We start from the raw sequence: 22,150 nt of genomic DNA on the forward strand, positions 1-22,150 counted from the left end.
CCTTCGACACCCCGTAGCGTGCAGCGACCTGCCCGTACGACATCCCCTGCACCGTCACTGCCTTGATCAGCACCTCGTACTTAGCCACCGTTCACGATGTCCTGAGACATCTCGAACCGCGCGACGGGCACCGTTCACGATGTCTTGAGACAGCCGTTCACGATGTCCTGAAACCAGACACCTCCGGGCGCGCCAGACATGAGGCCGGACCGCAAGGTCCGGCCTTCGTCGTCTCCGGACCGATGACCCGCGCGCCCACCTCTGCGCGGCTCCCACAGGCGCATCGTCGCGTCCCGATGCGCGCCCATGGTCCCGCGGGCGCGGAGGGCCCCGGTGCTAGCCTCGTCGCATGCGCTCCTAGGTCAGATTCCGCCCGACGCCTCGTCGCGTCGCGATCCGACCACCCCTGACAGGAGTACCTCATGACCAGCAAGCCGGCGCCGTTCAGCGCCTACACCACCCCCGAGTTCTGGAACGATCCGCACATCTCCGCGCGGATGCTCGACCTCCATCTCGACCCGGAGGCCGTCCCGGCCTCACGCCCTCACCGCTTCATCGACGCCTCCGCGGCCTGGATCGCCGCGGAGTTCGACATCGGGCGCGGCACAAGCGTCCTCGACCTCGGCTGCGGGCCCGGGCTCTACGCCGAGCGCCTCGCCGCGGCCGGCGCGACCGTGCGCGGGATCGACGTGTCCGCGCGCTCGCTCGCCCACGCCCGCGCGACGGCGGCCGCTCGCGGGCTCGCGTCGACCTTCGTCCACGGCAGCTACCTCGACGCCGAGCTCGGCACGGGCCACGACCTCGCGATCATGATCTACGAGGACTACTGCGCGCTCAGCCCCGCCCAGCGCGGGCTGCTGCTGCGACGGGTCCGTGTCGCGCTCCGGCCCGGCGGGTCGATGCTCGCGGACATGACGGCCGCGCCGCGCTTCGCCACCCTGACGGAGGACCGGGTCACCGAGCCGGATCTCATGGGCGGGTTCTGGGCGCCGACGCCGTACGTGGGCACCCGCGAGAGCTGGCGGTACGACGAGCTCCGGCTCGGCGTCGACCACTACGTGATCGAGCGCGACGGCGCGACGCGCGAGTACTGGAACTGGACCCAGTGCCTCACGCCCGAGGAGGCGACCGCCGAGGCCGCCGCGGCCGGCCTCGAGGTCGAGCAGGTGCTCGGTGATGTGAGCGGCGCGCCCTACGATCCGAGCGCGCACACCTTCGCCGTGGTGATGCGGAAGGCGCGCGAGGACTGACGGATCGCCGTCGCCGACCGATGCCGCGCGCACGGTCGGCGACGGCGCCTCATCGGGAGCCGTGGCTGAGGGCGTGCGAGCATGGAGCATGCGCAGATCCCGCCGCGACCCCGAGCTCGAGGCCGCGCGCTACGCGGTCGCGCGGGACGATGCGGCCGCCCACGAGAGCCCGACGGTCGACGTCGCGAGCCAGGCGGCCGAGCACGAGCGTCGCGAGCAGGAGAAGCGGGTCGAGGCGCGCCGCGCGCGCGACCGCGCCGACACGCAGCACCTCTGGGTCGAGCGGCGGATCGCCGAGGCGCAGGCGCGCGGCGACTTCGAGAACCTTCCCGGCGCGGGCAAACCGATCCCGGGGCTCACGAGCGGCGACCCCGACTGGTGGGTCAAGGGCCTCGTCGAGCGAGAGCGGCTGTCGGGCCTGGGCCCGGAGTCGGTGATGCTGCGCCGCGAGGACGCGGCGCTCGACGCTCGCCTGGACGCACTCGCCGCGGAGGCCGAGGTCCGCGAGGCCGTCGAGGGCTTCAACGCACGCGTGCGGACCGCGCGCTGCCGCCCGGCCGACGGACCTCCGCTCGTCACCCCGACCAGGGACGTCGACGCGGAGGTGCGGCGGTGGAGGGGCCGCCGCCCCGGCGGCGCGTAGCACGCCGCGGCTTCCGTGAATTTCGAGGCATTTCGTTGTGCTTGGGCGGTCTCGACGCGCTAGCGTGAGGATCGACGGCGCACCGCGACGGTGGCGCCTCAGAAAGGTACCGCGATGGACTTCTTCGCCAACTTCCTCAACATCCTGCTGTGGTCGCTCTGGTTCGCGATCTGGATCGGCTTCCTGTTCCTCGTCATCCGGTTCATCTTCGACGTGTTCCGCGACAAGGACCTCTCGGTGATCGGCAAGATCATGTGGACCCTGCTCCTGGTGCTCATCCCGTGCATCGGCGCGCTGATCTACATCTTCGCCCGCGGCAAGGGCATGGCGGAGCGCGACATGGCCGCCGCCGAGCAGGTCCGCGCCGCGCAGGTCGAGTACACCCAGGGCCTCATGGGTGAGGCCGGTCCGGCCGGCGAGATCAAGGCGGCCAAGGATCTGCTCGACTCGGGCGCGATCACGGAGGAGGAGTACGAGAGCCTCAAGGCGCGCGCTCTGTCCTGAGCCCGCGAAGTCCCCGTCTCCGGCGGCCTGATCCTCAGGGGTCAGGCCGCCGTCGCGTTCCCGTCCTCGTCGAGGACGATGCGGCTGACCGCGTCCTCGGCGACCGCCACGATGGTGACCGCCTCCTCGCGCGCGGCCGGCAGGAGCCTCACGGTCACCGCGCCGGAGGCGGAGTCGAGCGCCGCCGCGACCGCATCGTCCACGCGGGACATGGCCGCGCCGGAGGCGAGGCCCGCGCCGCGGTCGTCGAGGAGCGTCACGTCGACCCCGCGCGCCCGCGCACGGGCAGCGGCGTCGAGCACAGCCGGGGTTGCGAGCGCGCGCCCGCGCACGCTGTCGCGCAACCGCGCCTCGACCTCGCGCATCGTCGCGCGCTCGTCGTCGGACAGCGCGGAGCCCTCCGCGACGCGCTGGAGATGCGGGAGCGAGGTCGCGGCGACCTCGGCGGCGCGCTGGAGGCGCACCTGACGCTCGGCCTCGGCGGTCGCGGCGGCCGCGGCGGAGTCGACGGAGCGCTCGGTGAGCTCGTTGATCCGGTGGGCCGTGCGGCGCAGCGTGATGACGAACAGCGTCGCGACCACGAGCAGGCCGATCTGGGTGTCGACCATCATGAGGCCCGCCACCGCGCCGCGGCCGGTGGTGCCGGCCCACACCGCGGTGATGGCGGCCATGCCCGCCATCGTGACCCACGCGAGCGCGGTGCGACCGCGCAGGATGAGGAACCACAGCAGCCAGGTGTTCGAGCCGAGGTGCCACGACTCGCGACCGAGCGGACCTTCCGCGGGCAGGCACCACGAGATCAGCAGCGTCGAGACGATGACCGCGGCGGCGACGAGGAGCGAGTCCCTCAGCGGGAACGGGTCCGGGTGCGGCCGCCCGAGGAGCACGCCCGCGAGGCTCACGATGACGGTCGCGAGGTATGCGGGCCACGTCACCGTCAGCGCCTGGAGCGTCGAGATGGTGAAGACCACGTTGGTGACGATGAACACGCCGAGGATGAGGCTCGCGCCCTCGGAGCGCAGCGCGAGCAGGCGGCTGACGTCGACGGTCCGGGACGCCTGCGGCGGGGCGGTGTGATGGCTCATGCGCGGCTCCAGGACAGCGTGACGGTGGTGCCGGCCCCGGGCGTCGACGTGACGTCGGCGTCGCCGCCGGTGACGGCGCGCATGCGCTCGAGGATGCTCACGCGTATCCCGAGCCTGCGGGGCGAGATCCGCGACGCGGCGAAGCCGGTGCCGCTGTCCGCGATCACCACCCGCGCCGAGCCGTCGTCGACGTCGCACTCGACGCGGGGCGCGGAGGCGTCGCCCCCATGCCCGAGCGCGTTGCGCAGCGCCTCCGCGGTCGCCTCGGCGAAGGCCGCGACCACGCCGGCCGGCATCGGCTGCTCGCCCTCGACCGAGTAGCGCACGGGCACGGCGGAGTCGATGACCGCGGCGGTCGAGCGCACCACCGCGATGAACTCCTCGGGGTCGTAGTCCCGCGTCTCCGTGCGCCCGCTCGCGAGGGACTCGACGCTCGCGATGGCGTGGCGCGCCTGCTCCGCGAGCTGGGCCGGGGGAGAGGGCCGCGACGCGGCGAGCAGCACCGACATCACGTCATCGTGGACGATCGCGTTGATGCGCGACTGCTCGGCCTCGCGCGTGCGCCGGCTCGCCTCGAGCGCGGCCTGCTCGCGCGCGTGCGCCGCCGCGGCGTCCTGGCGGTCGCCCGCGGAGATCACCGCGATCGAGATGCCGCACACGATGAGGCAGAAGATGATCGCGCCGAGGCCGTCGAGCGTCGCCTCGAGGGCCGCGTCGTCGCGCACGCGGATCTGGGTGAACGCGACGATGGGGCCCTGGGCGAGCGGGTACGCCCAGCCGACGATGCGCGGCCACGAGATCGCGGCGGCCGTCGCGTGGACGGCCGTGACGCCCTGGATCCACGGCGTCCCGTCGTTCGCGAGGAACGGCTCGTGCATCATCATGGGCCACAGCAGCTGGACGCCCAGGAAGGCCATCGACGTGGTGCCGGCGAGCGCGAGCAGCGGGCGGATCGGGAGCACCCGGGCGAGCACCACGTACGCGGTCGGCACCACGATGCCGATGAGCACCGTGAGCACACCGAACGGGGCGCGCAGCTGGTCGACCTGCGTGATCCAGCCGCTGTCGCCGGTCGCGAGCAGCGCGCCGAAGATCAGGGCGCCGACGCCGAGGGCGCCGAGCAGGGTGCGCTGTAGGCGTTCGCGCGCCGGTCTCGCGCCCGTCACTGGGGGCCTTCGAGCAGACCGTCCTCGAGCGCCCGCTTGTACAGATCGACCCGCGAGGCGGCCGGTCGTCCCGCGTCCGCGTACTTGCGGCGGATGCGGCTGACGTAGTCGGCGACGGTCTCCCGGGAGACGCCCAGGTGGCGGGCGACGGAGAAGGCGGTGAGGCCCGAGGCGTAGAGCGACAGGATCTCGCGCTCGCGCGCGCTGAGCTTCGCGTCCGCGAGCGAGTCGTCGGAGTCGATCGCCGCGGCCCAGTCCGTGCCGAAGACCTCCTGGCCCGCGGCGGCGGTGCGGATCGCCTCGAGCAGCACGTCGGGCTCGGAGGACTTGCGGATCAGCCCCAGCGCGCCCGCGCGGGCCGCCGACTGGATGAGCTTGCGGTCCTCGCCGCCGGTGTAGATGAGCACGTGCGAGCCCATCTCGTGGATCGCGGCGATGTTCGACTCGGGGGTCGAGCCGTCGGCGAGACGGAGGTCGAGCACCACGAGGTCGAGCGTGCGCCCGAGCCCCGCGAGCGAGTCGACGCTCTCGACGAGCCCCGCGAGCTCGAGGTCGGGGGCGCCTTCCACGAGGTCGCGGAAGCCGATGGAGATGAGCGCGTGATCCTCGACGAGAGCGATGACGCGGCGCTCCTTCGCGACGGTCATGATCAGCCCCCCTTTCTACGCGGAAAACTCTAGTCCAACCTGGGCCGATGGCCGCGGTGGCACGGCCGTCGGACGCTTGTGCCCCCACAAATGGGGGCTTGTCCGGTCGGTGCGGGCGAGGGAACCTCTAACCGAGGTACACGTGGGAGGTGGAGAGGGGTTCGAGCAGTGAGCTGGTCGACCGAGTCTCTTGCACTGGTCGTCACGGGGGGAATGCTCCTGCTCGTCGTCATCGCCTCTCTCCACTCCCGCGTGGCCCTGGCCTCCGGCTCGAGAGTGATCTTCCTCGTCGGGGCCGTCTCCTTCATCGCCTTCGCGCTCCTCACGGAGTACGGGGTGGACATGTCGGTGCCTCCCGTGGTGCTCGCGCTGCCGCTCGTGCCGCTCGGCGTGATCGCGGTGCTGGTCCGGCGGATGATCCGCACGTCCCGCGCCGCCCGCGAGCTCCCGCGGCCCGCGGCGACGGCGTTCCGTGCGCCGGAGGAGTCCGCGCCCTTCGCGGCGCACGGCATCGGCGCGGAGCGGCTGCTCGCGACCAGCCCCTACGCGACCGCGACCGAGCTCTCGCAGCTCGCGTACGCGCATCCCGAGCTGCGGCCCGCGATCGCGTCCAATCCGTCAGCGCCGGCGAGCCTCCTGCAGTGGCTCACCGAGCAGGGCGAGCCGGCCGTGCTCGCCGCGATCTCGGCGCGTGGGCGCCTGCTGGGCTAGAGGGGGACCGGGATGAGGCAGTGGAGCGAGACGATGGACCGTCAGGCGTCGGCCAGGTCGACGACCACCGGGACGTGGTCCGAGGCGCCCTTGCCCTTGCGCTCGTCGCGCACGATGCTCACGCCGGTCGCCCGCGCCGCGAGCGGCTCGGACGCGTACGCGAAGTCGATCCGCATGCCCTCGCCCTTGGGGAAGCGCAGGGCCTTGTAGTCCCAGAACGTGTAGGTCCGCTCCTCGGGCAGGAACCGGCGCGACAGCTCGGTGTAGCCCGCGTCCTCGAAGGCGTGGAAGGCGGCGCGGGCCTCGGGGGTCACGTGCGTGACCGCCTCGGAGTCCTCCTCGGACCAGATGTCGGTGGGCAGCGGCGCCACGTTGAAGTCGCCCACGAGCGCGGTCGGCTCGGACGACCAGGTCGCCGCGGCGTCCTTGAGCCGCGCGAGGAAGTCGAGCTTGTACGTGTAGTGGGGGTCCGCGAGGCCGCGCCCGTTGGGGACGTACAGGCTCCACACGCGCACGCCGCCCGCGGTCGCGCCGAGCGCGCGCGCCTCGACGACCGGATCGCCGGTCTTGGCGAAGCCGGGCTGCTCGGGGAAGGACGTCTCGACGTCCTCGAGACCCACGCGCGACGCGATCGCGACGCCGTTCCACTGGTTGAGGCCGTGGATCGCGAGCTCGTAGCCCGCGGCCTCGAAGGCCTCGCGCGGGAACTGCTCGGGCTTGCACTTGATCTCCTGCATCGCGAGCACATCGGTGCCCGAGCGGTCGAGCCAGTCGATCACCCGGTCGACGCGGGCACGGATGGAGTTCACATTCCAGGTGGCGAGACGCATGGCATCCAAAATACCGGCGGACGATGCCCCGGTAGCCTCGTCGCATGGCAACCGCACTTGTGACAGGGGCATCGTCGGGACTGGGCGAGGAGTTCGCGTGGCAGCTCGCCGCCGCGGGCCACGACGTGGTGCTGGTGTCGCGCTCGCGCGACCGGCTGAGCGAGGTCGCGCACCTGCTCGAGGGCGCGACGGGTCGCACCGCCGAGATCCTGCCCGCGGATCTCACGACGGAGAAGGGGCGCACGGCCGTGGCCGCCCGCCTGCAGCAGCAGGACGCTCCCGTGAGCCTTCTCGTCAACAACGCGGGCTTCGGCATCGGCGAGCCCGTCACGTCGTCGAGCTGGCGCCGCGAGAAGGCGCTGCTCGACATTCACGTCACCGCGCCGCTGCGCCTCGCGCACGCCGCGATCCCCGGCATGGTCGAGCGCGGCCACGGAGCGATCCTCAACGTCTCCTCGGTCGCGGCGCATCTCGCGAACACCACGTACGCCGCGCACAAGCGCTGGGCGGTGGACTTCACGCAGGTGCTCGCCGGTCAGCTCGCCGGCACCGGGGTGACCGCGACCGCGGTGCTGCCGGGCCTGGTGCGGACGCATTTCCACGACGACGACGCGCTCAGCCACATGCGCCACGAGTTCCCCGAGCCGGTGTGGCTCGATCCCGAGCGCGTGGTGACCTCGGCGCTCGCGGCTGTGCGGCGCGGGCAGACCGTGGTGACCCCTTCGCCCGGCTACGCCGTCGCGGGCGCGGTGCTCCGCGCGGTGCCGCGCCGCCTTACCCGCGGACGTCGCAGCCACCAGGACCGCTGACACAGGGCCCGGCGCCCGCATCGTCCGCATTAGGCTGGGCGCCATGACCACCGGCACCCCGCGCGAGCAGCTGCGCGACCTCATCAAGGACCTCGCCGTCGTGCACGGCAAGATCACCCTCGCCTCGGGCAAGGAGGCGGACTACTACGTCGACCTGCGCCGCATCACGCTCCACCACCGCGCGGCGCCGCTCGTCGGCCATGTGCTGCTCGACGCGCTCGAGGAGGCGGGCTACGGCCCGGCCGACATCGACGCCGTCGGCGGTCTCACGCTCGGCGCCGACCCGGTCGCGACCTCGCTGCTGCACGCGGCGGCCTCGCGCGGGCTCGACCTCGACGCCTTCGTGGTGCGCAAGGAGTCCAAGGCGCACGGCCTGCAGCGCCGCATCGAGGGCCCCGACGTCGCGGGCCGCAGGGTCGTCGCCGTCGAGGACACCTCGACCACCGGCGGCTCGGTGCTCACCGCGGTCGGCGCGCTCAAGGAGGCCGGCGCGGAGGTCGTCGCGGTCGCGGTGATCGTCGACCGCGACACGGGCGCGCGTCAGGTCATCGAGGAGGAGGGCCTGCCCTACCTCTACCTCTACGGGCTGGACGACCTCGGCCTGTCCTGACCCTTCCCCGCGCATCGTCCCCTCGCTAGGGTGACCGCCATGAGGGGGATCAGAGGCGTGCGCGTCGGCGCGGGCGCGCTCGGGCTGCTGGGCCTGGTCGCGTGGTACGGCGGCGGCAGCCGCCTCGACGTGATCCTCGCGGTCGCGGGAGCTGTGGTGCTCGCGCTCCTCGTGTGGGAGGGCGTGTCGCGGCTGCGGCACGGGAACGCGGCCGCGGAGTTCGCCGCTTCCCACGGGTGGGAGCATCTCCCGCGCACGGCGGCCTACTCGCACCGGTTCTCGGGTGAGCCCTTCGACGCCACGGGCACGTCCGTGCGCCAGGAGGACGTCCTGCGCGGCATGTACGGCGGGATCCGGTGCGCGACGTTCACGCACGTGGTCGAGCGCCAGCGCGACGGGGAGCGGTCGACCGCGCAGGTCCACCAGGTCACGCTGGCCGAGCTGCCGGTGGCGCTGCCGCGCCTCGACATCGTGCCCGAGAACCTCGCCCACCACGTCGCGCAGGCGCTCGGCGGCGTGGACGTCGAGGTCGAGTCCCACGAGTTCAACCGCCGCTGGCGCGTCATCGCGCGCGACCAGCGCTACGGGCACGACGTCATCGACCCGCGCATGATCGAGCGCCTGCTCGCCCCCGATGCCCACGGGCGTTCGATCCGCATCACGGGCGGCGCGGTCCTGATCTGGACCCCGGGCCGCGAGAGCGTCGACACGCTCGCGAAGCGGCTCGACGTGGTCGTCGGTGTCGCGCGACGCATCCCGGCGCACGTGATCCGGCGCTTCAGCGAGGCCGGAGGGTCGCTCGTGGACGACGCCCCGCTCACCGGTCCCGCGTGGGCCACCACGCCCGGCGTCCTCAACTCGCGGAGCTACACCGGCATCGGCACCGACGCGGACGGCGACGGCGTCGAGGACTGGCGCCAGCGCGGCGAGCATCTGGGCAGCGACGACGAGACTCGCTAGAGTCGCGCAGAGACGTCAGGAGAGACACATGGAATGGCTCGTCATCGGGATCCTCGTGGTCCTCGTCCTCGTGGTCCTGTGGGCCATCACGGCGTACAACGGCCTGGTCAGGCTGAGGAACCTGGTGCAGGAGGCCTGGCGCCAGATCGACGTCGAGCTGCAGCGCCGCCACGACCTCATCCCCAACCTCGTCGAGACCGTCAAGGGCTACGCCAAGCACGAGCGCGAGACGCTCGAGGCCGTCACGCAGGCGCGCACCATCGCCGCCGCGCCCGGCTCGTCCCCCGCGGAGCAGGCGGCTCAGGAGAACGTCCTCACCCAGGCGCTCGGAAGGCTGTTCGCGGTCGCCGAGGCGTACCCGGACCTCAAGGCCAACCAGAACTTCATGCAGCTCCAGCAGGAGCTCACCAACACCGAGGACCGCGTCGCCGCGGGCCGTCGGTTCTACAACGCGAACGTGCGGACCCTCAACACGCGCATCGAGACGTTCCCGACCGTGTTCATCGCGAACATGTTCGGCTTCACGCGCGAGGAGTACTTCGAGACCGTCGAGGCCGCGCGCCAGGCGCCGAACGTGCAGTTCTGATGGACCCTGCGGAGCTCATCCTGCCGGGCTCCTACGACGCCGCCTTCTCGGCCGCGTTCGTCCTCTTCCCGCTGTTCTTCCTCGGCGTCGTCGCGCTCATCGTGGTCCTCGGCGTGCGCGGGTTCCTCGGGGCGCGGCGTCGCCGCGAGGCGGTCGCGGCGACGGTCGCCGCCCATCACCTCGGCCACCTCGCCGAGGACCCGGCCCGCGCCTCGTACTTCTCCAGCCCGCCGTTCGGGCTCGGCCGCAGGCGCCGGGCCAGGGACGTCGTGTGGGGGACGATGGGCGGCCGGCCGTTCGAGACCTTCGCGTACTCGTACGAGACCGAGAGCCGCGACACCGAGGGGCGTACCCGCACCACCACGCACACCTTTCAGGTGACGTGGGTGCCCCTCCCCGCGCCGCTGCCCACGGTGCGGCTCACGGGCGACAACGCGATGCTCCGCGCGCTCGGGCGCCTGGGCGGCCGCGACCTCGACACCGAGTCGCACGAGTTCAACCAGCGCTGGAAGGTGCAGGCCGATGACGAGCGCGTCGCGCACGCGATCCTCACGCCCCGCATGATCGAGCGGCTGCTCGGCGCGGACCTGGTCGGGCGAGCCTTCGTGATCGAGGGCTCCGCGCTGTACTCGTACGCGCCGTCCGCGAGCGACCTCGCCGAGCTTCCCCTGGTGGTCGGCGCGCTGCACGAGCTCGCCGACGGCATCCCCGCCTTCCTCTTCGAGGGCCCCCGCGAGGCCGACCCCGCCTCCTGACGCATCGTCCGCGCCCGGGACCGCGCCCTGGGAGGATGAGCGCATGACCGTCACCCTCGGCACCCCGCTGTCCGCGCACGCGACCCGCGCGCTCCTCCTCGGCTCCGGCGAGCTCGGCAAGGAGGTCGCCCTCGAGCTCATGCGCCTCGGCGCCGAGGTGATCGCCGTCGACCGCTATCCGGACGCGCCCGCGATGCAGGTCGCGCACCGGTCCCACGTGGTCGACATGCTCGACCCGGTCGCGCTGCGCGCGCTCCTCGAGGCGGAGCGCCCGCACCTCGTGATCCCCGAGATCGAGGCGATCGCGACCTCGGTGCTCGCGGACGTCGAGCGCGAGGGCCTCGCAACCGTCATCCCGACCGCGCGCGCGACGCAGCTGACCATGGACCGCGAGGGCATCCGCCGCCTCGCTGCGGAGGAGCTGGGCCTGCCCACCTCGCCCTACCGCTTCGTCGACACGCGCGACGGGCTCGCCGCCGCGGTCGAGGTGCTGGGCCTGCCGGTCGTGGTGAAGCCCGTGATGTCCTCGTCCGGCAAGGGCCAGTCGGTGATCCGCGCGGTCGAGGACATCGACGGCTCGTGGACCTACGCGGTCGAGGGCGGCCGCGCCGAGGGCAGCCGCATCATCGTCGAGGGCTTCGTCGACTTCGACTACGAGATCACCCAGCTCACCGTCCGCCACGCGGGAGGCGTGACCTTCCTCGACCCGGTGGGCCACATCCAGGTCGACGGTGATTACCGCGAGTCCTGGCAGCCGCAGCCCATGTCCGAGGCGGCGCTCGCCGAGTCGCGGCGCATCGCGGACACCGTCACCGCGGCGCTCGGCGGCTACGGCGTCTTCGGCGTCGAGCTGTTCGTGCGCGGCGACGAGGTGATCTTCTCCGAGGTCTCGCCGCGCCCGCACGACACGGGGCTGGTCACCTTGGCCTCGCAGGACCTCAGCGAGTTCGCGCTCCACGCGCGCGCCGTGCTCGGGCTGCCCGTCGCGGAGGTGCTGACGCTCGGCCCGACCGCCTCGTGCGCGGTCCTCGCGGAGGGCTCCGGCGTGCCCGTGTTCTCGGGCGTGGACGATGCGCTTGCGGCCCCCGGCACGGACCTGCGCCTCTTCGGCAAGCCGCGCGTCGACGGCCGCCGCCGCGTCGCCGTCACCGTCGCGCGGGGCGCCGATGTCGACGAGGCGCGCGCCAAGGCCCGTGACGCTGCCGCGTCGCTGCGGATCGAGCTGCGCGAGGACCCCGCCGGGTCCTGAACTTGGTCCGGAGCCCGGTCCCGACGAGCGGTGGGCCGGGGTTGGTAGCGTCGGGCGGGTGACCCACCCCTCCCTCGCGGTTCAGGACCTCACGCACGACTTCGGAGACCGGCGCGCCCTCGACGGCGTGTCCTTCGAGGTGCGTCCCGGTCGTCTCACGGGCTTCGTCGGCGCGAACGGCGCCGGCAAGACCACCACGATGCGCGCCATCGTCGGCGTGCTCGCCCCCGATGCGGGGAAGGTGACCTTCGGCGGCGAGCCGATGACGCTCGGGGCGCGGCGCCGCATCGGCTACATGCCGGAGGAGCGCGGCCTCTACCCCAAGATGAAGGTCGCCGAGCAGCTGGTCTACCTCGGGCGCGTGCTCGGGGTGCCGCGCGCGACCGCGCAGGCGCGCGCCGCGTCGCTGCTCGAGACCCTCGGGCTGTCGGACCGCGCCGACGACCTGCTCCACACGCTGTCGCTGGGCAACCAGCAGCGCGTGCAGGTCGCGGCGGCGCTGATCCATGAGCCCGACCTGCTCATCCTCGACGAGCCGTTCTCCGGCCTCGACCCCATCGCGATGGACACGATGGCGGCGCATCTCCGCGGCCGTGCGGACGCGGGCGTGCCCGTGCTGTTCTCGAGCCATCAGCTCGACATGGTCGAGCGGCTGTGCGACGACCTCGTGCTCATCCACGAGGGCCGCGTGGTCGCGGCCGGCGACGCCCGCGCGCTGCGCGAGGAGCGTGCCGGGCGGCGGTTCCGGGTCGCGGTCGACGGCAGCCCCGGATGGGCGCCCGACCTGCCGGGCATGACCCTCGTCGAGGCCGGGCGGCAGGGGACGCTCGTCGATCTCGACGACGCCGCCGACCCGCAGGCGCTGCTCGCCGCGGCGCAGGCGGTCGGGCCCGTCACCCACTACTCGCGGGTGCTGCCGTCGCTGTCCGACCTCTTCGCGGAGGTGGTCCGATGACCGCGTCGCGGGGTGCGTCGCGCACCGACCTCATCCGCCTCGTCGCGGGCCGCGAGATCGCGGTGAAGATCCGCGACAAGGGCTTCCTCGCGTCGACGCTCGTCTTCGTCGCCGTCATCGTCATCGCGATCGTGGTGCCGACCCTGATCGAGGGGGACACCCCGGAGTACACCGTCGCGAGCACCGCCGACGCGCGGCCCGTCGCGGAGACCGCCGCCGCGATCGGCGCCGACGGCGGGCTGGGCCTGCCCGAGGCCGCGATCACCGTGATCGATGCCGAGGACCCGGCCGCCGCCGTGGCCGACCCGGACGTCGACGCGGCGCTCTCGCTCGATCCGGACGGCGCGGTCGTGGTGACCGCCCGCGAGGGGGTCCCCGGCGCGCTCGAGGAGCTGGTCGCCACGGCATCGGCCGCCGCGTCCGCGCAGGCGGTGGCCGCCGAGGCGGGCCTGAGCGCCGACCAGGTCGCGGCCCTCACGACCCCGACGCCGCCCCGCGTCGACCTGCTCGAGCCGAAGGAGGAGCAGCCGGTGCCGCCGGAGCTCGTGGTCGTGATCTTCGGCTTCATGTTCTACTTCACGGTCCTCACCTTCGGCGTCGCGATCGCGCAGTCGGTGGTCGAGGAGAAGTCCTCGCGTGTGGTGGAGATCCTCGTCGCCGCCGTGCCGATCCGCTGGCTGCTCGCGGGCAAGGTGCTCGGTAACGCCGTGATGGCGCTGGGCCAGGTGGTGCTCATCGTCGGCGCGGGACTGCTGGGCGCGCGTGCGATGGGCCAGGGCGAGATCGTCTCGCAGGTGCTCGTGGTGAGCGGGTGGTTCCTCGCGTTCTTCGTGCTCGGCTTCCTCATGCTCGCGTGCCTGTGGGCCGTCGCGGGCTCGCTCGCGTCCCGGATCGAGGAGCTGCAGTCGACCACGCTCTACATGCAGATCGCGGTGATGGTGCCGTTCTTCACCGCGATCTTCCTGCAGACCGAGAGCCCCGCGCGCATCGCGCTGTCGTACTTCCCGCTCACCGCGCCGCTGCTCATGCCGGCGCGGGTCGCGACCGGGGACGCGGCGGCCTGGGAGCCCTGGGTCGCGATGGGCGTGGTCGCGCTCACCGCGCTCGCGCTCGTCGCGATCGGCGCGCGCCTGTACGCGGGCTCGGTGCTCAACACGTCGTCGCGCACCAAGCTGGGCGGCGCGTGGGCGGCGGGCGGCCGCGCGTGACCTCGGCCGACGGGCCCGGCGGCGAGGCCGAGGGCGACCAGGCCCCGGCGCACGGCGTCGGACCGTGGGAGGGCGCGTGGCCCGCCGATGAGCGCTACGACCCCGAGCTGCTGCGCGACGGCGACCGCCGCAACGTGGTCGACCGCTACCGCTACTGGCGCCACGAGGCGATCGTCGCGGACCTCGACGCACGGCGGCACCCCTTCCACGTCGCGATCGAGAACTGGCAGCACGACCTCAACATCGGCTCCGTGGTGCGCACCGCCAACGCGTTCCTCGCGCGCGAGGTCCACATCGTCGGCAACCGCCGCTGGAACCGCCGCGGCGCGATGGTGACCGACCGCTATCAGCACATCCGTCACCACCCCACCGTGGAGGACCTCGCGACCTGGGCGGTCGGGGAGGGGCTGCCGGTCATCGGCATCGACAACCTGCCGGGCTCGGTGCCGCTCGAGACCTACGAGCTGCCGCGCGCGTGCGTGCTGGTCTTCGGTCAGGAGTCCGTCGGGCTGTCCGACGCCGTGCGCGAGGTCGCGACCGCGACGCTGGCGATCGGTCAGTACGGGTCGACGCGGTCGATCAACGCGGGCGCGGCGGCCGCGATCGCGATGCACGCGTGGGTGCGCCGTCACGGAGACATCGCGGCCGGTCATCTCGGCTGAGCAATCCTGCGCGAGGCATGTCGATCCGTTGCCTCCGCTGCGTCGTACGGGTGAGACTCGGGAGGTGCCCGGGCTCATCGATGCGAAGGATCTGCCATGAAGTACCTGCTGCTCATCGTCTCCGACCCCACCCTTCCGTCGCCCGAGCCGGGTGACGAGGGCTTCGACGCCTACATGGGCGCGTGGACCCGGTACACCCAGGACATGATCGAGGCCGGCGCCTACGGCGGCGGCGAGGCGCTCCAGGGCGCCGAGACCGCGACCACCGTCCGCCATCAGGACGGCGCCACCACCGTGGTCGACGGGCCGTTCGCCGAGCTCAAGGAGCATGTGGGCGGCTACTACGTGGTCGACGTCGACACGCTCGACGACGCCCTCGCGTGGGCGAAGCGGCTGCCCGTCGGGACAGGAGCGGTCGAGGTCCGGCCCATCTTCCCCACGGACGGGTTCTGACCGAGCCCGCGGACGATGCGGCGCTCACCCGCGTCGCCCGGGAGGAGGGCGGGCGCCTGCTCGCCCTCCTCGCCGACCGTCTGGGCGATCTCGACGCCGCGCACGACTGCCTCCAGGAGGCCTACGCCAAGGCGGCCGCGACCTGGCCCGAGCGCGGGCTCCCCGACGATCCCGCCGCGTGGGTCTACGTGGTCGCGCGCAACGCGGGCATCGACCGGCTGCGCCGCGACGCCGCCGCCGGTCGGCGGGTCGCCGCGCAGTCCCGGGTGCTCGAGACGGGGGTCGCGCGCGACGATGCGGCTGCGCCGGAGGACCCCCGCACCCGTCTCATCGCCGAGGAGGCGGAGGTCGGCGACGAGCAGCTCCGCCTCCTCCTGCTGTGCTGCCACCCGGCGCTGTCGCGCGAGACCCAGGTGGTGCTGACGCTCCGGCTCGCGGGCGGGCTCACCACCCAGGAGATCGCCGCCGCCTTCCTCCTGCCGGAGGTGACGGTCCAGCAGCGCATCGTGCGCGCGAAGCGCAAGATCCGCGACGCCCGCATCCCGCTGGTGATCCCCGCGGACCTGTCCGAGCGCGCCGCGGTGCTCGCGACGGTGCTCGGGCTCATCTTCAACGAGGGCTACGTCGCGCATTCCGCATCGGCGGGCACGCTCACCCGCGTCGCGCTCGCGGACCAGGCGATCCGCCTCACCGCGGCCGCCGCCGACGCGCTTCCCGGTGAGCCCGAGCTGGCCGGGCTGCTCGCGCTCGAGCTGTTCCACCGCTCGCGGGAGGAGGCCCGCACCGACGAGAGCGGCGCACTGGTGCGCCTCGCCGATCAGGACCGCTCGCGCTGGGACCGGGTGATGATCGCGCGGGGCTACGCGGTGCTGGGCCGCGTGCTCGCGCAGCGCCGGCTGGGGCCGTGGCAGGTCCAGGCCCTCATCGCCGCGGAGCACACCCGGGAGACCACGGACTGGGAGCGCATCGTCCGCTACTACGACCTGCTCCTCGAGATGCAGCCCGGCGCGGTGGTGCGGCTGTCGCGCGCGGTGGCGCTGGCGGAGGTCTCCGGGCCGGTCGCGGCGCTCGAGGAGATCGCGGGAGTGGACGGGCTCGACGGCTACCACCTGCTCCACGCCGCGCGAGGGGACCTGCTCGAGCGGACCGGCGACGCGGCCGGCGCCCGCGCGGCCTGGGAGCGCGCCGCCGCGCTCGCGACCAACCCCGCTGAGGCGGCCTACGCACGCGGGCGGGCCGAGGCGTGCGCCCGGTGACGCATCGTCCCTACCTGCCCGGACGGGGCCCGTGATCTGGGACCTTCGCCACCACCGCCGTGCCGATTTCTGACAGAATGGCTGGCGGTTCCATCCGCACAAGCTCAGGAGTTACCCATGGCTATCGCCACCGTTGAGTCGTATGCCGCGATGCTGGACGCCGCCAAGGCCGGCGGCTACGCGTTCCCCGCGGTCAACATCACCTCGTCCTCCACCATCACCGCGGCCATCCAGGGCTTCGCGGAGGCGGAGTCGGACGGCATCATCCAGGTCTCGGTCGGTGGCGGTCAGTACGCCTCGGGCGGCACCATCAAGGACCAGGTCGTCGGCTCGCTCGCGCTCGCCGCCTTCGCCCGCGAGGTCGCGGACTCCTACGGCGTCACCATCGCGCTCCACACCGACCACTGCCACAAGACCTACCTGGACAGCTGGCTCAAGCCGCTCCTCCAGATCGAGGCGGACCAGGTCGCGGCCGGTGGCCAGCCGATCTTCAACTCGCACATGTGGGACGGCTCGACCGTGCCGATGGACGAGAACCTCCTCATCTCGGAGGAGCTCCTCGAGCTGTCGCAGGCCGCCAAGACGATCCTCGAGATCGAGATCGGCGTCGTCGGCGGCGAGGAGGACGGCCACTCGGCCGAGATCAACGACAAGCTCTACTCGACCCCCGAGGACGGCATCGCCACCATCGAGAAGCTGGGTCTGGGCGAGAAGGGCCGCTACCTCACCGCGATGACCTTCGGCAACGTGCACGGCGCGTACAAGCCGGGCGCCGTGAAGCTCCGCCCGGAGATCCTCGGCGACATCCAGGCCGCCGCCGCCGCGAAGTTCGGCAAGGAGAACCCCTTCGACCTCGTGTTCCACGGCGGCTCGGGCTCGACGGCCGAGGAGATCGCGACCGCGGTCTCGCACGGTGTCATCAAGATGAACATCGACACGGACACGCAGTACGCGTACACGCGTCCCGTGGTCGACCACATGATGAAGAACTACGACGGCGTCCTCAAGGTCGACGGCGAGTGGGGCAACAAGAAGGCCTACGACCCGCGCGCCTGGTACAAGTCGGCCGAGGCCGGCATGGCCGCCCGCATCGTCGAGGCGTGCCAGCAGCTCGGCTCCGCCGGCAAGAAGATCTGAGCGATCGACATGTAGGCGAGGCCTCCGCGGTCGCATGACCGCGGAGGCCTTCGCACGTTCGGGCCGGTGCGCGCTGCAGGTGCGGCGCGCATCGGCCGATAGCCTGTGAGGGGCGTTCCGCGCCTCACAAGATTTCAAGTCCCGGCGGGATGCCGGGCGAAGGGGAGGGCACGATGCCCGGAGCAGTGATCGTCGGAGCCCAGTGGGGCGACGAGGGCAAGGGCAAGGCGACCGACCTGCTCGGCTCGCGCGTCGACTACGTGGTGAAGTTCAACGGCGGCAACAACGCGGGCCACACGGTCGTCATCGGCGACCAGAAGTTCGCGCTGCACCTCCTCCCGTCGGGCATCCTCACGCCGGGCTGCACCCCGGTGATCGGCAACGGCGTGGTCATCGACCTGCGCGTGCTTTTCCAGGAGCTCGACGCGCTGAACGAGCGCGGCGTCGACACCTCCGACCTCCTCGTGTCCAACGCGGCGCACATCATCGCGCCGTACGCGCGCACGCTCGACAACGTCACCGAGCGCTTCCTCGGCAAGCGCAAGATCGGCACCACCGGCCGCGGCATCGGCCCGGCGTACGCCGACAAGATCAACCGCCTGGGCATCCGCGTCGGCGACCTCTTCGACGAGACCGTGCTGCGCGACAAGATCGAGGGCTCGCTGGTCGCCAAGAACCACATGCTCGTCAAGGTCTACAACCGCCGCGCGATCACCGTCGACGAGGTGACGGACGAGCTCCTCGCGTACCGCGACCGCCTCGCGCCGCACGTCACCGACACCTCGCTGGTGCTCAACGGCGCGCTCGACGAGGGTCAGAACGTGCTCTTCGAGGGCGGCCAGGCGACGATGCTCGACGTCGACCACGGCACGTACCCGTTCGTCACGTCCTCGTCCGCCACCGCGGGCGGCGCGTGCACCGGCTCCGGCGTGGGCCCCACCCGGATCGACTCCGTCATCGGCATCGCGAAGGCCTACACCACCCGCGTGGGCGAGGGTCCGATGCCCACCGAGCTGCTCGACAAGTGGGGCGACCGCCTCCGCGACGTCGGCCACGAGTTCGGCACCACCACGGGCCGCCCGCGCCGTTGCGGCTGGTACGACTCGGTCATCACCCGCTACGCCTCGCGCATCAACGGCCTCACCGACATCGTGCTGACCAAGCTCGACGTGCTCACCGGCATCCAGGAGATCCCGGCGTGCGTCGCCTACGACGTCGACGGCGTGCGCTACCAGGACCTCCCGCTCGACCAGGCGGCCTTCGCCGCGGCCGAGCCGGTCTACGAGACCTTCCCCGGCTGGGACGAGGACATCTCGGGCTGCCGCGAGTTCTCGGACCTCCCGCAGAACGCGCAGGACTACGTCAAGGCGATCGAGGAGCTCTCGGGCTGCCGGATCTCGACCATCGGCGTGGGCCCCGGCCGCGAGGAGATCATCCAGATCAACGACCTCCTCCACGAGCGCGGCTGAGCCGCCCGGCCGTCCCGTCGGCCTGCTCTGCCCGCCCACCCCGCCAGGCAGCACCCCGTGCCACCCCGCGCCACCCCGCCGGGACGCTCACCATGCTTCTGCGCGCCGTTCCGATCCGCACGGGACGCTCACCTGCAGCGCCCGCGGCGGGGGTGCGGATAGCCGTCCCGTGCGGCGCACGAGCCACGGATTCCGCGTGGTGACCGTCCCGGCGAGAGGGGGGCGACGGATGCGGATCTGCCCGTGATCCGGCACGCCGAGATCTGCGGTTGCCTTCGGCGCGAATCGGTCATGTGGTCACGAATGGGACCGAGGGATCCCGGCGGGGCTTCAGAGGGGGGCGCCGCGTCAGACTGAGGGGCTTCGATGATGAAGAAGATTCTGGCGACCCTGTTCGCCTCCGCGCTGATGATGACCGCGGCAGGCACCGCCGCCTCCGCCGAGGACACCACGTACCGCGAAGAGACGGGCTGGGCTCAGGGCTGCGAGTTCGCCGGCGCCAACTGGGCCATGTACTTCGAGCCCTTCACCTGCACGCGCATCGTGGCGGGCAATCCCAAGAAGCACGTCAACAACGTCGGCGAGGTCTGGATCGAGGACTACGACCCGGTCGCCGGCACCGTCACCGTCAACGTCGACCTGTGGGAGTGGAAGGCGCAGTACACGGACCCGTACGTGGTCCACATCGCCTACTCGGACGAGCCCTTCACCCAGAAGAACCCGGCCCCGGGCCGCTTCCCGATCAACACCGAGAAGCTCGTCGAGGGAGTCGACTACTGGACTCTGCTGCCGTACGGCGTCATCAAGGTCTACAACGTCCCGATCGCGAACTACTACGCCGTGCACACCGAGGTGCTGGTCAAGAACTAGGCAGGGCTTGAGGGGGGACTTGCGGGGGTCGCGGCTCGAGCTGCGGCCCCCGCGCCATGTCCCGAGCGCCCCGGTGCCCGCGCGACCTCGCCCGCCGTGCACCGCCTAGACTCGCACGCGTGATCATCCTTCTCGTCGGCACCGGAGCGCGCGAGCACGCGCTCGCCCGCGCGCTGTCCCTCGACCCCGCCGTCTCGCAGCTGCACGCCGCCCCGGGCAACCCGGGCATCGCGACCCTCGCCACCGTGGACGGCGACCCGGTCACGCTCCACGGCGTCGACGCCACCGACCCCGTCGCGGTCGCCTCGCTCGCGGGTGCGGTCAAGGCGGACCTCGTGGTCGTCGGCCCTGAGGCGCCGCTGGTCGCCGGCGTCGCTGACGCCGTCCGGGGCGCGGGCATCCCGGTCTTCGGCCCCAGCGGCAAGGCCGCGATGCTCGAGGGCTCCAAGGCCTTCGCCAAGGAGGTCATGGCCGCGGCCGACGTGCCGACCGCCGAGCCTCGCGTGTGCCGCACGTCCTCGGAGCTCGAGGAGGCGCTCGACACCTTCGGCGCCCCGCACGTGGTCAAGGACGACGGCCTCGCGGCGGGCAAGGGCGTGGTCGTGACGTCGGATCGCCGGGAGGCGATCGAGCACGGCGAGGCGATCATCGACGCCGGCGGAGTCGTGGTGATCGAGGACTTCCTCGACGGTCCCGAGGTCAGCCTCTTCTGCCTGTGCGACGGCGAGACCGTGGTGCCGCTGCAGCCCGCCCAGGACTTCAAGCGCGCCTACGACGCCGACGCCGGCCCCAACACCGGCGGCATGGGCGCCTACTCGCCGCTGCCGTGGGCGCCCGCGGACCTGGTCGACGAGGTGGTGCGCACCGTCGCCCAGCCCACCGTCGACGAGATGGCCCGCCGCGGCACGCCGTTCGTCGGCGTGCTCTACTGCGGCCTCGCGCTCACCTCGAAGGGCACGCGCGTGGTCGAGTTCAACGCGCGCTTCGGCGACCCCGAGACCCAGGTGGTGCTCGCGCGCCTCGCGACGCCGCTCGCCGGCGTCCTGCTCGCCGCGGCCGAGGGTCGCCTCGCCGACCTCCCGCCCCTCGCGTGGAGGGACGATGCGGCGGTCACCGTCGTCGTCGCGGCCCAGAACTACCCGGACGCCCCGCGCAAGGGCGACGAGATCACCGGCATCGACGAGGCCGAGCAGATCGACACCGTGCACGTGCTCCACGCCGGCACCGCGCTCGACCACCGCGGCACGCTCCTCAGCAACGGCGGCCGCGTGCTGTCGGTCACCGCGCTCGGCGCGACGCTCGACGAGGCCCGCGAGCGGGCCTACCAGGGCGTCGACCGCATCGTCCTGCCGGGAAGCCACCACCGCCGAGACATCGCCGCGCGCGCCGCCGCCGGCGAGAACCTCCTGGAGGCCTGATGCCCGGTCACGCGACCCCGCCGCAGCACCTCGAGCTCGAGGGCTGGCGCCACGTCTACTCCGGCAAGGTCCGCGACCTCTACGAGCCCGTGGGCGAGCACCCGCGCGGCGACGTGGTGCTCGTGGTCGCCTCCGACCGCATCAGCGCCTACGACTGGGTGCTCCCGACCGAGATCCCCGGCAAGGGCGGCATCCTCACGGGGCTGAGCCTGTGGTGGTTCGACCAGGTCGTCGACATCGTCGCCAACCACACCGTCGAGGCGCCCGTGCCGGCCGAGGTCGAGGGGCGCGCGATGGTCTGCAAGCGCCTCGACATGTTCCCCGTCGAGTGCGTGGCCCGCGGCTATCTCACGGGCTCCGGCCTGGTCGAGTACAACGAGAGCGGAACGGTCTGCGGCATCCCGCTGCCTCCGGGTCTGGTCGACGGCTCGCGCCTTCCCAAGCCGATCTTCACCCCCGCCACCAAGGCCGAGGTGGGGGAGCACGACGAGAACGTCGACTTCGACGCCGTGGTCGCCCTCATCGGCCTCGAGGACGCCACCGCGCTCCGCGACCTCACTCTCGCGCTCTACACGCGTGCCCACGAGATCGCGGCGGCGAAGGGCATCATCCTCGCGGACACCAAGTTCGAGTTCGGGCGCGACGGCTCGGGAGCGATCATCCTCGGCGACGAGGTGCTCACCCCCGACAGCTCCCGCTTCTGGCCGGCCGACGAGTGGGAGCCGGGTCACGCCCAGCCCAGCTACGACAAGCAGTTCGTGCGCGACTGGCTGACCTCGCCCGAGTCCGGCTGGGACAAGAAGTCCGATGTGCCGCCGCCGGCGCTGCCCGACGAGGTGGTCGAGCGCACCCGCGGCCGCTACCTCGAGGCCTTCGACCGGCTGGCGAAGCACTGACCGCGGCGCCGGAGCCCCGCA

General features: G+C 72.5%; 24 protein-coding genes. 20 read left to right on the forward strand and 4 right to left on the reverse strand.

Annotated elements, in window-relative coordinates:
* The first annotated feature begins 422 nt into the window (after positions 1-422).
* The 3 genes from TR42_RS10635 to TR42_RS10645 all read left to right on the forward strand — a co-directional run bounded on the left by TR42_RS10635 (position 423) and on the right by TR42_RS10645 (position 2,397).
* A complete protein-coding gene (locus TR42_RS10635; protein ID WP_042215674.1) occupies positions 423-1,250 on the forward strand; it encodes a class I SAM-dependent methyltransferase in 828 nt (275 codons plus the stop codon).
* Positions 1,251-1,338: 88 nt separating this feature from the next.
* Positions 1,339-1,893 carry a DnaJ family domain-containing protein gene (locus TR42_RS10640; protein WP_042215912.1) on the forward strand — a complete coding sequence of 185 codons (555 nt, stop codon included), beginning with the start codon at positions 1,339-1,341 and terminating at the stop codon, positions 1,891-1,893.
* A 114-nt stretch (positions 1,894-2,007) separates the two neighbouring features.
* Positions 2,008-2,397 carry an SHOCT domain-containing protein gene (locus tag TR42_RS10645; RefSeq protein ID WP_042215676.1) on the forward strand — a complete coding sequence of 130 codons (390 nt, stop codon included), beginning with the start codon at positions 2,008-2,010 and terminating at the stop codon, positions 2,395-2,397.
* Between the two features lie 41 nt (positions 2,398-2,438).
* Here the strand turns inward: TR42_RS10645 and TR42_RS14380 are convergent, their stop codons facing one another.
* The 3 genes from TR42_RS14380 to TR42_RS10660 are packed head-to-tail and all read right to left on the reverse strand — an operon-like array spanning position 2,439 to position 5,295.
* Complete coding sequence (locus TR42_RS14380) at positions 2,439-3,482, reverse strand: DUF8320 family protein (RefSeq protein ID WP_052405964.1); 1,044 nt, start codon at positions 3,480-3,482, stop codon at positions 2,439-2,441.
* On the reverse strand, positions 3,479-4,648 hold the full coding sequence (locus TR42_RS14385; protein ID WP_052405966.1) for a sensor histidine kinase: 1,170 nt from the start codon (positions 4,646-4,648) through the stop codon (positions 3,479-3,481). The genes TR42_RS14380 and TR42_RS14385 overlap by 4 nt, the downstream gene beginning before the upstream one ends.
* A complete protein-coding gene (locus TR42_RS10660) occupies positions 4,645-5,295 on the reverse strand; it encodes a LuxR C-terminal-related transcriptional regulator (protein ID WP_042215678.1) in 651 nt (216 codons plus the stop codon). Before TR42_RS10660 ends, TR42_RS14385 begins: the two co-directional genes overlap by 4 nt.
* 168 nt (positions 5,296-5,463) lie before the next feature.
* On the opposite strand from TR42_RS10660, the gene TR42_RS10665 reads away from it, so the two are divergent.
* Positions 5,464-6,006 carry a variant leucine-rich repeat-containing protein gene (locus tag TR42_RS10665; RefSeq protein ID WP_143059010.1) on the forward strand — a complete coding sequence of 181 codons (543 nt, stop codon included), beginning with the start codon at positions 5,464-5,466 and terminating at the stop codon, positions 6,004-6,006.
* 41 nt (positions 6,007-6,047) lie between these two features.
* On the opposite strand, the gene TR42_RS10670 is transcribed toward TR42_RS10665, so the two are convergent.
* On the reverse strand, positions 6,048-6,836 hold the full coding sequence (locus TR42_RS10670) for an exodeoxyribonuclease III (protein WP_042215682.1): 789 nt from the start codon (positions 6,834-6,836) through the stop codon (positions 6,048-6,050).
* 44 nt (positions 6,837-6,880) lie between these two features.
* Here TR42_RS10670 and TR42_RS10675 point away from each other — a divergent pair, with 44 nt between their 5' ends.
* From TR42_RS10675 to TR42_RS10750, 16 genes are all read left to right on the forward strand, one after another.
* Positions 6,881-7,645 (forward strand): SDR family NAD(P)-dependent oxidoreductase, encoded by a 765-nt coding sequence (locus TR42_RS10675; protein WP_042215684.1) that lies wholly within the window; start codon positions 6,881-6,883, stop codon positions 7,643-7,645.
* 43 nt (positions 7,646-7,688) lie between these two features.
* Positions 7,689-8,255, forward strand: a complete 567-nt coding sequence (gene pyrE, locus TR42_RS10680; RefSeq protein ID WP_042215685.1) for an orotate phosphoribosyltransferase — start codon at positions 7,689-7,691, stop codon at positions 8,253-8,255.
* 39 nt (positions 8,256-8,294) lie between these two features.
* Entirely contained in the window at positions 8,295-9,215 is a 921-nt protein-coding gene (locus TR42_RS10685) for a hypothetical protein (protein ID WP_042215687.1), read from the forward strand.
* Positions 9,216-9,243: 28 nt separating this feature from the next.
* Positions 9,244-9,801: a LemA family protein gene (locus TR42_RS10690; RefSeq protein ID WP_042215689.1), complete on the forward strand. Its 558-nt coding sequence runs from the start codon at positions 9,244-9,246 to the stop codon at positions 9,799-9,801.
* Positions 9,801-10,556: a DUF3137 domain-containing protein gene (locus TR42_RS10695; RefSeq protein ID WP_042215692.1), complete on the forward strand. Its 756-nt coding sequence runs from the start codon at positions 9,801-9,803 to the stop codon at positions 10,554-10,556. The genes TR42_RS10690 and TR42_RS10695 overlap by 1 nt, the downstream gene beginning before the upstream one ends.
* Positions 10,557-10,599: 43 nt before the next feature.
* On the forward strand, positions 10,600-11,805 hold the full coding sequence (gene purT / locus TR42_RS10700; RefSeq protein ID WP_042215694.1) for a formate-dependent phosphoribosylglycinamide formyltransferase: 1,206 nt from the start codon (positions 10,600-10,602) through the stop codon (positions 11,803-11,805).
* Positions 11,806-11,863: 58 nt separating this feature from the next.
* A complete protein-coding gene (locus tag TR42_RS10705; protein WP_042215696.1) occupies positions 11,864-12,760 on the forward strand; it encodes an ABC transporter ATP-binding protein in 897 nt (298 codons plus the stop codon).
* Positions 12,757-13,968, forward strand: coding sequence for an ABC transporter permease (locus TR42_RS10710; protein ID WP_042215698.1), 1,212 nt, complete (start codon positions 12,757-12,759; stop codon positions 13,966-13,968). Before TR42_RS10705 ends, TR42_RS10710 begins: the two co-directional genes overlap by 4 nt.
* Entirely contained in the window at positions 13,965-14,630 is a 666-nt protein-coding gene (locus tag TR42_RS10715) for a TrmH family RNA methyltransferase (RefSeq protein ID WP_042215919.1), read from the forward strand. The genes TR42_RS10710 and TR42_RS10715 overlap by 4 nt, the downstream gene beginning before the upstream one ends.
* 96 nt (positions 14,631-14,726) lie before the next feature.
* On the forward strand, positions 14,727-15,083 hold the full coding sequence (locus tag TR42_RS10720) for a YciI family protein (protein WP_042215700.1): 357 nt from the start codon (positions 14,727-14,729) through the stop codon (positions 15,081-15,083).
* Entirely contained in the window at positions 15,011-16,339 is a 1,329-nt protein-coding gene (locus tag TR42_RS10725; protein ID WP_236623429.1) for an RNA polymerase sigma factor, read from the forward strand. The genes TR42_RS10720 and TR42_RS10725 overlap by 73 nt, the downstream gene beginning before the upstream one ends.
* A gap of 117 nt (positions 16,340-16,456) precedes the next feature.
* Positions 16,457-17,476, forward strand: coding sequence for a class II fructose-bisphosphate aldolase (fbaA, locus tag TR42_RS10730; protein ID WP_042215702.1), 1,020 nt, complete (start codon positions 16,457-16,459; stop codon positions 17,474-17,476).
* Positions 17,477-17,649: 173 nt separating this feature from the next.
* The gene (locus TR42_RS10735; RefSeq protein ID WP_042215923.1) at positions 17,650-18,945 is read left to right on the forward strand and encodes an adenylosuccinate synthase; all 1,296 of its coding nucleotides are present in this window, start codon (positions 17,650-17,652) and stop codon (positions 18,943-18,945) included.
* Between the two features lie 366 nt (positions 18,946-19,311).
* Positions 19,312-19,815, forward strand: coding sequence for a hypothetical protein (locus tag TR42_RS10740; protein WP_042215703.1), 504 nt, complete (start codon positions 19,312-19,314; stop codon positions 19,813-19,815).
* A gap of 119 nt (positions 19,816-19,934) precedes the next feature.
* Entirely contained in the window at positions 19,935-21,233 is a 1,299-nt protein-coding gene (purD, locus tag TR42_RS10745; RefSeq protein ID WP_042215706.1) for a phosphoribosylamine--glycine ligase, read from the forward strand.
* A complete protein-coding gene (locus tag TR42_RS10750) occupies positions 21,233-22,129 on the forward strand; it encodes a phosphoribosylaminoimidazolesuccinocarboxamide synthase (RefSeq protein WP_042215708.1) in 897 nt (298 codons plus the stop codon). Before purD ends, TR42_RS10750 begins: the two co-directional genes overlap by 1 nt.
* Positions 22,130-22,150 lie beyond the last annotated feature (21 nt).

Source organism: Demequina mangrovi (genome assembly GCF_000759715.1).
Taxonomy (GTDB): Bacteria; Actinomycetota; Actinomycetes; order Actinomycetales; family Demequinaceae; genus Demequina; species Demequina mangrovi.

Excerpts from the sequence above, each read along its gene's own strand:
- TR42_RS10645 (WP_042215676.1), top strand. The coding sequence starts at position 2,008 with ATGGACTTCTTCGCCAACTTCCTCAACATCCTGCTGTGGTCGCTCTGG.
- TR42_RS10720 (WP_042215700.1), top strand. The coding sequence starts at position 14,727 with ATGAAGTACCTGCTGCTCATCGTCTCCGACCCCACCCTTCCGTCGCCC.
- purT (WP_042215694.1), top strand. The coding sequence starts at position 10,600 with ATGACCGTCACCCTCGGCACCCCGCTGTCCGCGCACGCGACCCGCGCG.
- TR42_RS10750 (WP_042215708.1), top strand. The coding sequence starts at position 21,233 with ATGCCCGGTCACGCGACCCCGCCGCAGCACCTCGAGCTCGAGGGCTGG.
- fbaA (WP_042215702.1), top strand. The coding sequence starts at position 16,457 with ATGGCTATCGCCACCGTTGAGTCGTATGCCGCGATGCTGGACGCCGCC.
- TR42_RS14380 (WP_052405964.1), bottom strand. The coding sequence starts at position 3,482 with ATGAGCCATCACACCGCCCCGCCGCAGGCGTCCCGGACCGTCGACGTC.
- TR42_RS10690 (WP_042215689.1), top strand. The coding sequence starts at position 9,244 with ATGGAATGGCTCGTCATCGGGATCCTCGTGGTCCTCGTCCTCGTGGTC.
- TR42_RS10660 (WP_042215678.1), bottom strand. The coding sequence starts at position 5,295 with ATGACCGTCGCGAAGGAGCGCCGCGTCATCGCTCTCGTCGAGGATCAC.
- TR42_RS10735 (WP_042215923.1), top strand. The coding sequence starts at position 17,650 with ATGCCCGGAGCAGTGATCGTCGGAGCCCAGTGGGGCGACGAGGGCAAG.
- TR42_RS10635 (WP_042215674.1), top strand. The coding sequence starts at position 423 with ATGACCAGCAAGCCGGCGCCGTTCAGCGCCTACACCACCCCCGAGTTC.
- TR42_RS10710 (WP_042215698.1), top strand. The coding sequence starts at position 12,757 with ATGACCGCGTCGCGGGGTGCGTCGCGCACCGACCTCATCCGCCTCGTC.
- TR42_RS10685 (WP_042215687.1), top strand. The coding sequence starts at position 8,295 with ATGAGGGGGATCAGAGGCGTGCGCGTCGGCGCGGGCGCGCTCGGGCTG.
- pyrE (WP_042215685.1), top strand. The coding sequence starts at position 7,689 with ATGACCACCGGCACCCCGCGCGAGCAGCTGCGCGACCTCATCAAGGAC.
- TR42_RS10670 (WP_042215682.1), bottom strand. The coding sequence starts at position 6,836 with ATGCGTCTCGCCACCTGGAATGTGAACTCCATCCGTGCCCGCGTCGAC.
- TR42_RS10695 (WP_042215692.1), top strand. The coding sequence starts at position 9,801 with ATGGACCCTGCGGAGCTCATCCTGCCGGGCTCCTACGACGCCGCCTTC.
- TR42_RS10675 (WP_042215684.1), top strand. The coding sequence starts at position 6,881 with ATGGCAACCGCACTTGTGACAGGGGCATCGTCGGGACTGGGCGAGGAG.
- TR42_RS10640 (WP_042215912.1), top strand. The coding sequence starts at position 1,339 with ATGCGCAGATCCCGCCGCGACCCCGAGCTCGAGGCCGCGCGCTACGCG.
- TR42_RS10740 (WP_042215703.1), top strand. The coding sequence starts at position 19,312 with ATGATGAAGAAGATTCTGGCGACCCTGTTCGCCTCCGCGCTGATGATG.